Annotated in this window: 10 protein-coding genes and 1 pseudogene; 6 read left to right on the top strand and 5 right to left on the bottom strand. The window is 63.5% G+C overall.

The features are described 5' to 3' along the window. Nucleotides 1–67 precede the first annotated feature (67 nt). Nucleotides 68–1309, top strand: coding sequence for a citrate/2-methylcitrate synthase (locus OKW44_RS33350; RefSeq protein WP_018421612.1), 1242 nt, complete (start codon nucleotides 68–70; stop codon nucleotides 1307–1309). 35 nt (nucleotides 1310–1344) lie between these two features. Here the strand turns inward: OKW44_RS33350 and OKW44_RS33345 are convergent, their stop codons facing one another. After that, nucleotides 1345–1650 carry a DUF2917 domain-containing protein gene (locus OKW44_RS33345; protein WP_018421613.1) on the bottom strand — a complete coding sequence of 102 codons (306 nt, stop codon included), beginning with the start codon at nucleotides 1648–1650 and terminating at the stop codon, nucleotides 1345–1347. Between the two features lie 183 nt (nucleotides 1651–1833). Between OKW44_RS33345 and OKW44_RS33340 the strand changes: the two genes are divergently transcribed. The 3 genes from OKW44_RS33340 to OKW44_RS33330 all read left to right on the top strand — a co-directional run bounded on the left by OKW44_RS33340 (nucleotide 1834) and on the right by OKW44_RS33330 (nucleotide 6435). Further along, the gene (locus OKW44_RS33340) at nucleotides 1834–3252 is read left to right on the top strand and encodes an aminotransferase-like domain-containing protein (protein WP_018421614.1); all 1419 of its coding nucleotides are present in this window, start codon (nucleotides 1834–1836) and stop codon (nucleotides 3250–3252) included. Between the two features lie 129 nt (nucleotides 3253–3381). Further along, a complete protein-coding gene (mdtD, locus tag OKW44_RS33335) occupies nucleotides 3382–4839 on the top strand; it encodes a multidrug transporter subunit MdtD (protein WP_026226006.1) in 1458 nt (485 codons plus the stop codon). Nucleotides 4840–5160: 321 nt separating this feature from the next. After that, a complete protein-coding gene (locus tag OKW44_RS33330; RefSeq protein WP_018421616.1) occupies nucleotides 5161–6435 on the top strand; it encodes an EAL domain-containing protein in 1275 nt (424 codons plus the stop codon). On the opposite strand, the pseudogene OKW44_RS33325 reads toward OKW44_RS33330, so the two are convergent. Next, a pseudogene (locus OKW44_RS33325) lies at nucleotides 6391–7433 on the bottom strand (sigma-70 family RNA polymerase sigma factor). The gene OKW44_RS33330 and the pseudogene OKW44_RS33325 sit on opposite strands and share 45 nt — an antisense overlap. Nucleotides 7434–7692: 259 nt before the next feature. Between OKW44_RS33325 and clpP the strand changes: the two are divergent. Further along, entirely contained in the window at nucleotides 7693–8340 is a 648-nt protein-coding gene (gene clpP / locus OKW44_RS33320) for an ATP-dependent Clp endopeptidase proteolytic subunit ClpP (RefSeq protein WP_018421618.1), read from the top strand. Nucleotides 8341–8504: 164 nt separating this feature from the next. After that, complete coding sequence (locus tag OKW44_RS33315) at nucleotides 8505–10058, top strand: NYN domain-containing protein (protein ID WP_026226007.1); 1554 nt, start codon at nucleotides 8505–8507, stop codon at nucleotides 10056–10058. Between the two features lie 121 nt (nucleotides 10059–10179). Here the strand turns inward: OKW44_RS33315 and OKW44_RS33310 are convergent, their stop codons facing one another. The 3 genes from OKW44_RS33310 to xseA form a co-directional block, all read right to left on the bottom strand. Further along, a complete protein-coding gene (locus tag OKW44_RS33310; protein ID WP_018421621.1) occupies nucleotides 10180–10731 on the bottom strand; it encodes a glycine zipper family protein in 552 nt (183 codons plus the stop codon). Nucleotides 10732–11427: 696 nt separating this feature from the next. Further along, the gene (gene sodB / locus OKW44_RS33305; protein WP_013090345.1) at nucleotides 11428–12006 is read right to left on the bottom strand and encodes a superoxide dismutase [Fe]; all 579 of its coding nucleotides are present in this window, start codon (nucleotides 12004–12006) and stop codon (nucleotides 11428–11430) included. 215 nt (nucleotides 12007–12221) lie between these two features. After that, nucleotides 12222–13601, bottom strand: a complete 1380-nt coding sequence (xseA, locus tag OKW44_RS33300; protein ID WP_018421622.1) for an exodeoxyribonuclease VII large subunit — start codon at nucleotides 13599–13601, stop codon at nucleotides 12222–12224. Between the last annotated feature and the right edge of the window lie 498 nt (nucleotides 13602–14099).

The raw sequence follows: 14099 nt of genomic DNA, 5'->3' as shown, positions 1-14099 counted from the left end.
TTTGCCGCAATCAACCTTGATTATGATAATCAACATATATTGATTTCTTCGGTTTATACGCACTTTTATGCCAGCCTCGATTTACCTGAGCGCCGCCGAAGCGGCCGCAACGCTCGGCGTCAGTTTGCCGACGCTGTACGCGTATGTGAGCCGCGGCATGCTCGGCTCGTCGCCGGATACGCAAGGCAGGCATCGGCTCTACGATGCCGCCGAGGTGCGCCGCCTCGCGCGTCGCAAGGCGGACGGCAAACGCGCCGGCAAGGTCGCGCAGAAGGTGCTCGACTGGGGCGTACCGGTGCTCGAATCGTCGATCACGCTGGTCGCGGACGGTCGGCCGCTGTATCGCGGCCACGATGCGATCGAGCTCGCGCGCAGTGCGTCACTCGAAGACGTCGCGGCGCTGCTGTGGGAATGCAGCGCGCGGCGCATCGCCGATGCGCCCGCCATGCCGCTCGCCCCCGCGCAATGGGCCGCGTGGCTCAAGCTGTGGAGTGACAGCACGCCGCTCGATCGCGCGCTGGTGCTGCTGCCGGCCGCCGCCGCGCAGATGCCGCGCGTGTGGGCGCTCGGCCGCGATGCGCAGCTCGACACCGCGTGCGCCGTGATGCGGCTGCTGGCCGCCGCGATGCTGCCGGCGGCGCCGTCGAACGAACCGCTGCATCGGCAGATCGCGACGGCCTGGCGGGTGCGCAGCCGTCAGCAAAGCGGACTGCTGCGCGCGGCCTTGGTCGCCTGCGCGGATCACGAGCTGAACGCGTCGACGTTCACGGTCCGTTGTATCACGTCGACGGGCGCGCATCTGTTCTGTGCGGTTGCGGGCGGGCTCGCGGCGTTTTCCGGGCCGCGTCACGGCGGCGAAACCGTGCGCATCGCCGCGCTGCTCGATGAGGCGTCGCGCTCGCCCGAACTGGACCGCTATCTGGCGAACCGTCTCGCGCGCTACGAGCACGGCGCGCAAGGTCCGGTGCTGTCGGGCTTCGGTCATCCGCTCTATCCGGACGGTGATCCGCGCGCGCGGTTGTTGCTGACGATGCTCGCCGACTGCGCGCCAGCCCGCTCGCCGCTCAACGAGGTGCTGCAGGTCGAGCGAGCGGTGCGCGACACGACCGGCGCGGAGCCGACGGTGGATTTCGCGCTTGCCGCGATCGAGCGCGTGCTCGGCTTGCCGAGCGGGGCCGCGTTCACGCTGTTCGCGCTCGGGCGGATGGTCGGCTGGATCGCGCACGCGATGGAGCAGGCGCGCGATGGCCGGTTGATCCGGCCGCGGGCGCGGTATATCGGGGAGTATGAGGCGGGAGGTGCTGCTTAGGGGCTACGAAGAGGCGGCTCGCCGTTCGCCCTGCATCAGACCACGCCTGGCCGGCGCGCCAGCCAAGCCGGCATCGGCCAGCCGAATAGCAGCGTCGGCAGCTTGCGTTCCGAGCCGCTCGCCAGCGCAAAACGCGCCCCGTCCCGCCCGGCGCTGATCCATGCCACCGATCCACGCGCCAACTCGATCGACTGCCCCGCCGCCAGCCAGTGATCCTCATGCTCGCCCTCGACGGTCAGCCAGACGTTGCCGCTGATCACCTTGAAAATCGTCGGACGCGCAACCCGCCAGGCCGTGACGGGCTCGCCATGTTCCAGCTCGAAAACTCGCACTTCTCGCATCGCCGTTCTCCTCGATGAACTTTCTGTTGTACCGATTATTGACGTGCGATGATCGGAGACCCATGCACAGTTCCGAACACTTTCATCGGAACTGTTCAGTCAAAAAACCGAACAGTTGGCATGGCTCGCGCGGCGCAGGTTTAAAACTTTCGCGTTCGCAGCCCGGCGACAGAAGGCAAGCGTATGAAACTCGAAATCCAGCTCGATCGGGACAACGGCGTGCCGCTGACCGAGCAGATCGTCGCGAGCGTCTCGGCATGGATCCGCTCGCGCAATGCACATCCCGGTTCAAAGCTGCCGTCGATCCGCCAGTTCGCCGCCGACTTCGGCGTAAGCCGCTTTCCGGTGATCGAGGCATACGACCGGTTGGTGTCGCTCGGCTATGTCGACTCGCGCCACGGCTCCGGCTTTTACGTCGCCGATCGCCAACCGACAGACATGCGCTGCCAAGGCACTTCGGACCCGCGCCGCGCCGATGTCGAGTCGGACCATCTGCTCGAGCAATTCAACTTTCCGGGCGAGACGCTGAAGCTCAGCACCGGTTTCATCCCCGAAAGCTGGCGCGACATCGATGGCATTGCGCAGGCGATCCGCCACGTGTCGCGAACCGATCCGGCTAGCATGGTCGAGTACGCGACGCCGCTCGGCAACCCGGTCTTGCGCGAACAGTTGCGCGGCCGGATTGGCCAGTTGGGCATCCAGGCAGACGCATCGCAGATTCTGATCACCAATGGCGCGAGCCAGGCGTTCGATCTGCTGGTGCGCTACATGCTCAAGCCAGGCGATACGATCTTTGTCGAGGACCCCGGTTACTACAACCTGTACGGCCTGTTGCGCCTGCACGGCATGAAGCTGATCGGCATTCCACGCACCGGCAATGGTCCCGACCTCGACGCGATGCAGGCGCAACTGAAGCTGCACCGGCCCAGGTTGCTGCTCATCAACACCGTGTTCCACAATCCGACCGGCACCACGGTCGCACCGCAGGTCGCATTCCGTTTGCTGCAAATGGCGCGAGAGCATGGCTTCCAGATCATCGAGGACGATATCTACGCGGATTTTCAGACCGAGCTCACCGACCGCCTGGCCACCCTCGACCAACTCGAACAGGTGATCTACATCGGCGGATTGTCGAAAACGCTGTCGTCTTCGCTACGGATCGGCTGCGTGGTTGCGAGTCACGCGATCATCAAGGACCTGGTCGACATCAAGATGCTGACGAGCATCGGCTGTTCGCGCTTTGCCGAAGCGGTGGCGGTGTCGATGCTGGAGCGCGGCGCATATCGCAAATATCTGGAGCGACTGCGCCGCCAGATGCGCGGCGCGCTCGGCTCGACCGTCCAGACACTCGAAGATGCCGGCTGGGAGATCTTCGAAGAACCAGCGGGCGGCAAGTTCGTGTGGGCACGCGTGCCGCATGTCGCGGACGCCGAGCGGCTCGTCGAATGCGGCGAGCCCCTCGGAGTGACGGTGCTGCCTGGACAGCACTTCAGGCCGAACCGGGAGGTGAGCCCGTGGATCAGGATTCATGTGGCGTTTGGCAACGAGCCACGGGCGCAGGCGTTTTTTCATGCGGCGGCGCAGTTGCCTCCTGATGCGTGAACACGGCGCGGAGCGCGGCCGTGACGCAGCGCCGAGCCTCGTGCAACGCTGCGCTGCCGGCTGCGCTGGGACCCGCTTTTCCCTAGAATAGCGAGTCCCAGCCCGACCGAGCGCGCCCAGCCGCCTCATATGTCCACGCCGCCTCCGCCCGCCCTCGCTCCCGATATCCCCTCGGGTCCTTCGCCCCGCTCGCTGACCGTGATGCTGTGGCTGGTCGCCACCGGCTTCTTCATGCAGACGCTCGATTCGACGATCGTCAACACCGCGCTGCCCGCGATGGCGACAAGCCTCGGCGAGCTGCCGCTGCGCATGCAATCGGTGGTGATCGCCTACTCGCTGACGATGGCGGTGATGATCCCCGTGTCCGGCTGGCTCGCCGACAGACTCGGCACGCGGCGCGTGTTCTTCAGTGCGATCCTCGTGTTCGCGGTGGGCTCGTTGCTGTGCGCGAACGCGCATACGCTGAACCAACTGGTGCTCTTCCGCGTTCTGCAAGGCGTGGGCGGCGCGATGCTTCTGCCGGTTGGGCGGCTCGCGGTGCTGCGAACCTTTCCGGCTGAGCGCTATCTGCCGGCGTTGTCGTTCGTGGCGATTCCGGGGCTGATCGGACCGTTGATCGGACCGACGCTCGGCGGCTGGCTCGTCAAAATCGCGTCGTGGCACTGGATCTTCCTGATCAACGTGCCGGTGGGCATCGTGGGCTGCATCGCGACGTTTATCTTCATGCCGGATAGCCGCAACGAACACACGGGCAAATTCGACCTTGGCGGCTACCTGTTGCTGGTGGTGGGCATGGTGGCGATTTCGTTCGCGCTCGATGGCCGCACCGAGTTCGGCATTCAACATGCGACGGTGCTGGTGCTGCTGATTCTGAGCATGGCGTGCTTCGTTGCGTATGGGCTGCACGCGGTGCGCGAGCCCGCGCCGATCTTCCCGCTCGATCTGTTCAAGATCCACACGTTTAGCGTTGGGCTGCTTGGTAATCTGTTCGCGCGGATCGGCAGCGGCTCGATGCCCTACCTGATTCCTCTGCTGTTGCAGGTGAGCCTCGGCTATAGCGCATTCGAAGCCGGGCTGATGATGCTGCCCGTGGCGGCCGCGGGCATGGCGACGAAGCGCCTCGTGACGAAGCTGATTCTGAAGTACAGCTACCGGCGCGTGCTGATGGCGAACACGATTCTGGTCGGCCTGATGATGGCGAGTTTCGCGCTCACGAGCACGCATCAGCCGCTGTGGCTGCGGCTCGTGCAACTGGCGCTCTTCGGCGGCGTGAACTCGATGCAGTTCACCGCGATGAACACGTTGACGTTGAAGGACCTCGGCACCGGCGGCGCCAGCAGCGGCAATAGCCTGTTTTCGCTCGTGCAGATGCTTTCGATGAGTCTCGGCGTGACGGTGGCCGGTGCGTTGCTGACAACCTTTACCGGCATCATGCAACGCGTGAGCGGCGCCAATTCGCTGCCCGCGTTTCATGCGACGTTCCTGTGTGTCGGCATCATCACCGCATGCTCGTCATGGATCTTTGCGCAGTTGTCGCCGGAGATTCGCACGCCCGCGAAAAAGACCGATCCTTCGGAGCGAACTTGAAAGCCGCACGAGCCAGGACGACGCATCCTCGTGCAGTCGCGAACGGATTTCCGGGCATCGCTCCGCGCGCGCCGCACGCAGCACTGTTGCACAGCGTCGCCGACCCGCAACAGGGCGCGTCCCGCACCAGCGAAGTGCGCGTTATCGCCTTCGTATCGCGGCGGGCGCACAATGATTTTCCTCGGAGCATTGCTGGTGGATGCTCGAGCTTTGTTTGAGCACGCGCATAGTTCTTGCTCATCTATCCTGTAAACTCTTGTTCTTCGCGCGCGAACTCCTGCCTTGCCCAGCAAGCGCCGCCATTTCCACACGACTGACACGATGAGCATGATCGAACTCGATCCTCCCGGCTTCCAGCCACCACGCCCGATGGCCGGCGACGAAGGCTCCCGGCGTACCGTTCTCTATGGCGGCTACACCGTTTTCAGCGTGTTTCAGCCGGTCTTTTCGGTATCGCACCGGCGCGCGATCGGGTATCACGCGTCGCTGCGCGTGCACGACGAGCATGAGCGGCAAGTGCCCTCGCACGAAGTCTTTACGCAGGCCGCGCGACGCGGAGATCTGCTGGAACTCGGACGGCTGGCCGAATCGCTGCACCTCGGCAACTTCAACGCATTCGACAGCCACGATGAATGGCTCTTCCTCAGCCTGCATCCGGCCGCGCTGATGGACACCAGTTACGGCGACGCGCTGCTTGCCAGCCTGAAGGCGCTGGGCCTGCCGCCGCAGCGCGTGGTGCTCGAAGTATCCGAACAGGCTGGCGGCGAAACCACGCGCTTCGCCGAAATTGTCGATTCGCTGCGCAAGTCCGGTTTCCTGATCGCGCTCGACGGCTTTGGCGCCAAGCATTCGAACATCGACCGGGTGTGGAATCTGCGGCCGGACATCGTCACGCTCGACCGCTGCATCCTCGCGCAAGCGAGTGAACACTCGCATATCGAACGCGTGTTGCCGGGCCTCGTCTCTCTGTTGCACGAGTCTGGGCAACTGGTGCTGATGGGCGGTCTGAGCACCGAACGTGATGCGCTGATCGCGCTCGAATGCAATGTCGACTTCGTCCAGGGCGCATTTTTCGCGGGTCCGAGCGTCGAACCCGTCAAGCCGCAAGTTGCCGCTGGCCTGATGGATTCGCTCTCCGCTTCGCTGCGCGAACGCGTTGCCGCTCGAGAGAAAGCGCAATCCGCGCGGCTCGCGCCGTATGTCACGGCGCTCGAGGCAGCCGCCGCGCAGTTGGTTGCCGGGGAATCGATCACGCAGTCGACCGCACCTCTGCTCGCGCTCGGAGAAACGGCGCGCTGCTTTGTTCTGGACGGCTCGGGGCGGCAGATTGGCGACAACGTGCTGCCGCCGGGCCGCACATCGCAACGCGCAAAGCGCTTCAGCCCGCTGCTGCATTCCGAAGGCGCGAGTTGGGAGCGCCGCCCGTACTTCATTCAGGCGATGCGTCAACCGGGGCGGGTCCATCTGACGCCGCCGTATCTGTCGATCAACGAAGCGCATCTGTGCGTGACCGCCTCGATTGCCGCGCACACATCGCATGGTACGCAGGTGCTATGCGTCGACATCAACTGGGAAGTCGCGGCTCACCGTAACTGACGCCCCCGGATGGTCCTTGATGCGGGCAAGCAGTTCCGTGACCGCATCACGGCCCACCATCTGGTTGGCCGCCTGCAGATGCGCGGCGCTGGTCAGGATGCGCAGCGAGACGATTTTCGCCGATAGTTCCGTTTTGCCATCCGTCACCACGTCGATTAGCGCGACGATGTCGCCGTCGCAGAACAGTGCGATGCACACCGCACCCGCCATCGACACCACCTCGGCATGGCTCGCCTGTTGCGCGAGCGATGTGACTACAGCCATCCACTTCGGACCTGAACCCGGTTCGCGGTCGCGTTGCGCTTCGGTTTCAGGCATTGGCCCTTGTGCTCGAAGGGCCGGATTGGCTGTGGGGAACGGAGGGGGCGGAGCGTACAAAGGTACGTCGCTGATCAGTTGCGGCGCATCGCTGAAAAGCTGTAGCAGGCCCGCCCGGTCTTGCGCTTCGAGCGCCGCGCGCAAACGCTCGACGATTCGCCCATGCACCGCCGGATCGGGGCTCCCGCACGTCTCAGACGCTCCTTGGCGCGATGAACCATTTGCCGGCAAGCGGCCGGCGTACGCTCGAGAATCGAGGCGATTTCCGCATAACCACACTCGAACGCTTCATGCAGGACGAGCGCCGCACGTTCGTCTGGCTTCAGATATTCGAGAAGCAGCATCACGCCGTACGACATATCGGCCGCTCGCAACGCCAACTCCTCCGCCGATGGTGCGACCTCGTCGAGCCACGGCTCCGGCAACCAGCCGCTAACTTGCGACGCGCGCTCGCGCTGTGCATGCCGCAGACGGTCGATCGCCGTGCGCGTGGTAAGCGTGGTTAGCCACGCGACCGGCGTTTGCACCGCCTGCGTATCGGCCAGGTGCCATTTGAGCCAGACATCCTGTACCACGTCTTCGGCCTCCGCGCGACTGCCGAGCATCCGATATGCGAGTGCCAGCAGACGGGCGCGCGCGGCCTCGAAACTGGATGCCTTGTCGATTCCCTGTTCCGTCATGCGTCGACCTCCCAATGGTGCGTGGTGAAAAAGCGGCTGCATACCGGTGGCATCGCTCAGGCGCGCGTCATGTTCGGTATTCCCGAGCTTGACGCGTGGGCAACCGGTGATGTGACAGCGCGGCGCAAAAAAATTTCTGTCACAACGCCATTGGCTGCTCCGTCAAATGAGCAACAACCGGCGCATGTCAGGCGGCTTCTGATCCGCGGCGGCCTGCGCATCCCGGAACGCCCGCGCCATCCATCTGAACGAGGAATCCATGCCTTCCAGTTACCCGTCTGTCTCCGGCCTCGGCCTTGTGCCCACGGTGATCGAACAATCCGGCCGGGGCGAACGTGCCTATGACATCTACTCCCGCCTGCTGCGCGAGCGCATCGTCTTTCTTGTCGGGCCCGTGAACGAGCAGTCAGCCAGTCTGATCGTCGCGCAATTGCTGTTTCTCGAATCGGAGAATCCCGACAAGGATATTTCTTTTTACATCAACTCGCCCGGCGGCTCTGTGTACGACGGCCTCGCCATTTACGACACCATGCAGTTCATCAAGCCGGAGGTCTCTACCTTGTGCACGGGTTTTGCCGCGAGCATGGGCACCTTTCTGCTCACGGCGGGTCAACGCGGCAAACGGTATGCGCTACCCAATGCGCGCATCATGATTCACCAGCCGTCGGGCGGCGGTCAGGGCACCGCGGCGGACATCGAAATCCAGGCCAAGGAGGTGCTGTATGTACGAGCGCGTCTCAATGCGATGATGGCCGAACGCACCGGACGCAGCATCGAAGAAATCGCGCGCGATACCGACCGCGACAACTTCATGTCGGCGCTCGAAGCGAGGGAATACGGATTGATCGATGACGTGCTGGAAGCTCGCGCGACATGGAACAACGCAGGCCGTCGCGACACCCTGTAACGGAACTGACATCGAGCCGCGCGCTGGACCACCAGTTGGACCGCTTGCTGCAAATTCCCACCTACCGATCGGTGCGAGCTCACGACAAAAGCTGCTCACCTTCGCTGGAATCGCTATCATGTCGCGATTCGTCGACTTCGACGACCGCTTCAATGGAGATACACATGGCGTCATCCAACGAAAACGTCAGCATGGCTCTGTTCTGCGACTTCGAGAATGTCGCGCTTGGCGTGCGCGACGCGAAGTACGACAAATTCGACATCAAGCTGGTGCTCGAGCGCCTGCTACTGAAGGGCAGCATCGTCGTCAAGAAAGCGTATTGCGACTGGGACCGTTACAAGAGCTTCAAAGGCGCGATGCACGAGGCCAATTTCGAGTTGATCGAAATTCCGCACGTGCGCCAATCGGGCAAGAATTCGGCCGACATCCGGCTCGTCGTCGATGCGCTCGATCTTTGTTACACGAAATCGCACGTCAACACGTTCGTCATCATCAGTGGCGATTCGGACTTCTCGCCGCTCGTGTCGAAGCTGCGCGAGAACGCCAAACAGGTGATCGGCGTCGGTGTGCAACAGTCCACCTCGGATCTGCTGATTGCGAATTGCGACGAGTTCTTCTTTTACGACGATCTTGTACGCGAAAGTCAGCGCGCAGTCGCGAGGCCCGAATCGTCGCGTCAGCAGCAGAGCGCGCAGCAGGCAACCAAACGTGCGCCTGGTGAAGAGAAGGCTCCGCCCAAGGAAGATCTGGAGAAGCGCCGCAGCAAGGCCGTTGAAATTGCGGTGCAGACATTCGACGCGCTCGCTTCCGAACGTGGCGACAGCGGCAAGATCTGGGCGTCCGTGCTGAAGAACGCGATCAAACGGCGCAAACCGGATTTCAACGAGACGTATTACGGGTTTCGCGCTTTCGGCAATCTGCTGGAAGAAGCGCAGGCGCGCGGGCTGCTCGAATTCGGCCGCGATGAAAAGTCAGGCGCGTACGTCTATCGAAGCACAGCCGTGAACGTCGCGAGTGAAGCGGCAAGTGAAACCATCGGCGAAACAGCGGCGGAGTCTGCGGAAACGGGGTCGGCTGAAGCGGTATCGGCTGAACAGGCGGCCGAACATTCGTATGAAGCGCAGGCTGCGCAAGCGGCCGCGTCCGAGTCGGGCGGCAAGCACAAGTCGCGGCGCAAGGAGCGCAACAACCGCAAGCCGGGGCGGGGTCTGCAGGAGGCCGCGCACAGCAAGCGCGGTCACCACGAAACGGCTGATGAACAGCATGCGGCTAACGCTCCGGCTCTCACCGAACACGCGGAACCCGCCGAAGAGGTCGAGCGGCAGGAACCGCGTGAGCACGCGCCGCTCCCACATGAGTTCGTCACTGAACCGATCGCTGAAGAGTCCAAAGCTCGCGCTGTAACGGCGAAAGCGGATACAGCCGCTGAACAAGGCGTTTTCGGCGGCCAAGGAACCGACCATTCCACCGACAGCGACCAACCCGCGCTGCGTCAAGGCGCCAAAAAGCGCGCCTCGCGCAAAACGGCCGCGAACAAAGTGAAGAAAAGCACGCCACGCACGATCGAGGAACTACCTAAGATCGCAGCGCCGGCCGAGCCCCCTGCGCCAGCCATCAACTCGGAAGAAGGGTCTGAGGCCGTCAGGAAGGCAGCCCGTAAATCGGCGTCCCGGAGCCGTCGCCCGCGCAAAGCGGCGTCAACCGACAGCGCGGAATAAGTAGCGGCACGGATTCGACGATCGTCACTAAAAGCTACCGCCCGACCGTCCTTCGGACTTGAAACGCAGTACCGGCCGACAATGCAAGACAAGCAAGCCGGCCGGCCTCAGCTATCACCGCTCAGTAAGCCGGATAAGGCCCATACATGACGGGCGGAGGCGGCGCGTAATAAGGACGGGGCGCGACGTACACCGGTTGCGTCGAATAGTAGGGCTGCGGCTGAACGATCGTCTCGCCCTTCGAGGTCATGCACTGGGCGTAGGCGGTGTCGTAGCGCGCCTGCATGCCGGCCGCCGAATACTGGGCGCCATTCGCGCCGTTCGCGCCCCCGATCAGCAGACCGCTGCCGGCGCCGATCGCCGCGCCCGCGCCGGCGTTGCCCGCCGCGGCGCCGAACAGCGCGCCGATCGCCGCGCCGCCGAGCGTGCCGAGCGCCGCGCTGTTCACGCTGTTCGTGGTGGCCGCCTGCGCAGCGCCGGACGGATTCGTCGATTGATTCGCGTAGTCGCGGCACGCGTAGTCGTTCTGCTGGAACTGGCTGAGCGGCTCGCCGCTGCGCGGCATCGCGGCTATGCTCGGGCCGCTCGGTGGCGCCACTGCGCAACCGCCTAACGCGAGCGCGATGACGGCGGCGGGAATCGCCAGGCTAATCGTTTTATTGCTGGAAATCATGGCGGTGCACTTCGGAGGATTGGAATTCAAACGTTAGGCTAATCGCGAAATTCCGTGGTTACGGCTCAGTTACAGAAAGTTTTTTTGCCCGGCTGGCTGGCCTCGATCTTGCTGCGAGTCGCTGCGGCGATTGGTACGTTATATCAAGTAATGCTTGTAGATGAGCTGGCATCGATTGACAAGAAGCGCGGCCTGCACTCGCGTCAAACGATCTCCGCCGCCCAACCCAATCGACCACACGAAGAACGCCTCTTTGAAACCGGCTCATTCTCGCCGCCGCAGGGGCTTGCGTCGCCTGCAGCGCGCCCGGGTTCGCCCCATCGACGCCGGCCGCGCCGAACTTCCAGTACATGAACCATCCGCCGCCAGCGTCCGCCCCCGCCAGTTCGGCGAAGTCGACGGGCGGGGACCGGGCTCATCGGCATCGACAGATGTCCACGAATTCTTGCACCCAACGATTAGCCGCGGGGCAATTTCTCTTAGCGCCGCGCCCCGCGAAACCTCAGTTACCAACTGTGACAAACTTCTTTCAGAAGAGCGTAAGAAGCGCATCCGTCGGTGTAGCAATACCAATCCTTCCCCTTCCAATCGCTTCCAGAAAGAAAAAGCCCTCGCGATGGAGGGCTTTCTTCTCTACCATCTTCAATCGCGACCGCAAGGATCACGACATCAGACGGCGAGCTGCAACCGGCAATCTCAAGCGAAGTTTTTCGCTGCGAAGTCCCAGTTGACGATGTTCCAGTACGCTTCGACAAACTTCGGACGCGCATTGCGATAGTCGATGTAGTAAGCGTGCTCCCACACGTCGATCGTCAGCAGAGCCTTCGCGTCGGTGGTGAGCGGCGTGGCGGCGTTGCTCGTCGACACGAGGTCGAGCGAACCGTCAGCCTTCTTCACGAGCCATGCCCAGCCCGAGCCGAACGTGCCGACCGCGGTCTTCGCAAACTCTTCCTTGAACTTGTCGAACGAACCCCACTTCGCGTTGATGGCGTCAGCCAGCGCGCCGGTCGGTGCGCCGCCACCTTGCGGCGACAGGCTGTTCCAGAAGAACGTGTGATTCCATACCTGAGCCGAATTGTTGAAGATACCACCCGACGACTTCTTGACGATCTCTTCCAGCGACAGGTTTTCGAACTCCGTGCCCTTGATCAGATTGTTCAGGTTGGTCACATAGGTCTGGTGATGCTTGCCATAGTGAAATTCGAGCGTCTCTTCCGACATGTGCGGAGCGAGCGCGTTTTTCGCAAACGGCAGCGGCGGGAGCGTATGTTCCATGGTGCTTTCCTTCTCTGTATCTGTTGTGGGGAGTCTGCGGATGACGCTATCGAGCACTCGATTGTAGGCGAGTTGGAATAACCCCGCAAACCAACGGCCTTTATGTCCGGCATGTCGAACACGCCGTGCGCAAGGCCCTTGATAAGGGCGCGCATGGCGCGTGCCCGGCTCGTCGGAAGACAGTAAACGGGCGTAACGCGCCCACCGGCGAAACGTCAGAAACCGTCGGTCAGACGCGCCTGCACGTCGGCGAGCGCGACATCGGCCGAGCCTTCGGCGAGATGCATCGTCAGACGACGTCCAGGTTTCAGCGACGACGGCGTGCGAATCGCCCGACCGCTTTGCGCATCGAGCACGGCCGCATAACCGCGCTCGAGCGTGCGCTGTGGACTCAGCACTTCGAGTCGCGCGCTGAGCATGTCGATGCGCGCGACCTGTCGTTCATGCTGGCGCGATAGGGCCGCATTCAGACGCTGCGCCAGCAGGTTGACGCGCGTGCGCTCGGCCGCGAGATCCGGACGCCAGCGTTGCCAACGCATCTGCAGCAGCGAAAATCGCGCACGAGCGTCGCGCACCGGCCGGGCGCCCGCCGACGCGAGCCGAACGCGCAACTGCTGCAGATGCGTGCGCTGCCGAGCGAGCCGCTCGGCGGGCGACACGAGCCGGCGCGCCAGCCAGTCGAGTTGCTGCGCGCGCCGCTCCATCATGCGGCCGAACGCGCGCGCAAGCGTCGCGTGCCGATGATCAAGTTCGCGCAGCAGCATGACGCGCTGTGGACTGACGAGTTCGGCGGCACCGGTCGGCGTCGGTGCGCGTACGTCGGCGGCGAAATCGGCAATCGTGAAATCGGTCTCGTGACCGACGCCGCTCACCACGGGTATGACGCTTTCGGCAATCGCGCGCGCAAGCACTTCTTCGTTGAACGCCCACAGATCTTCGATCGAGCCGCCGCCGCGACACACGATCAGCACGTCGACCTCGCGGCGCGCGCCAGCCGCCTCGACCATCGCCGCGAGCTTCGCGCTGACGCCCGCGCCCTGCACCGGCGCCGGATAAACGATCACCGGAATATGCGGCGCGCGACGCGACAGCGTCGTCAGCACGTCGCGCAATGCGGCCGCCTGCAACGACGTGACGATACCGATCGCGCGAGGATGCGTCGGCAGCGCGCGCTTGCGCTCGGCGGCGAACAGCCCCTCGGCCTCGAGTTGCGCCTTCAACCGCAGAAACGCTTCGTACAGACGCCCCTGGCCGGTGCGGCGCACCGCTTCGACGTTAAGCTGCAGTTCGCCGCGCGGCTCGTACATCGTGACGAGGGCGCGCACTTCGATGCGATCGCCTTCGCGCGGCGTGAATTCGGCGTACTGAGCTCGACCGCGGAACATCACGCAGCGCATCTGCGCCTGCGCGTCCTTGATCGAGAAGTACCAATGGCCGCTCGCGGCGCGCGTGAAGTTCGACACTTCACCCGCGACCCAAACGAGTGGAAACGAGCGTTCGAGCATCGTGCCGATCGCGCGATTGAGCGCGGAGACGGGAACGACGACCTCACCGCCTGGTGTGGCCGCGGAAGCAAAAGGATTTTCGGGGTTCATGCAAGGAATAAGTAGCGCTGGCCGGACAGACGATAGACCGAGCGAAGAGCGGCGTCCAGCCGGAATCGCAGGATTGTTAAAAGTGTCCACATGGCGGGAACCGCCTGACGAATTCCGCCAGAACGCCCGCCAGCGTCAATAAATTCGTGGCAGAGCCTTGATTTATATGGCGTTTGGATCTGGATAGCGAGCAAGTACTGCGATCCAAAGCGCACGGAATGGCCCTTCCGGACGATCGGACGGCAGGTTCTCCACAAAGTTATCCACAGACTGTGGGCAACCGCACATAGCGTGGAGCGGCGTGCGTTGGACCTTACGCGACTTGCCGGGCGGGACGCCCGCGCGCTACAGTGCCGGGTTCGACGGCATGTCGACCGCGCAGCGCAGCGGAGAGCTTGCCGGCCCGAGGCCACTGGGCGCGGGCCCCTTTCGGCGCGCCGCTCGCACCTCATTTTTTGACCCGTATTCGCATTCGATTGCCCGGAGAACCGCGTTGAT

Origin of the sequence: Paraburkholderia lebeckiae, from assembly GCF_050436325.1 — a bacterium.
Lineage (GTDB): Bacteria > Pseudomonadota > Gammaproteobacteria > Burkholderiales > Burkholderiaceae > Paraburkholderia > Paraburkholderia tuberum.
The sequence above is the reverse complement of the archived record's forward strand: the minus strand, read 5'-3'. Positions and strand labels throughout refer to the sequence as shown.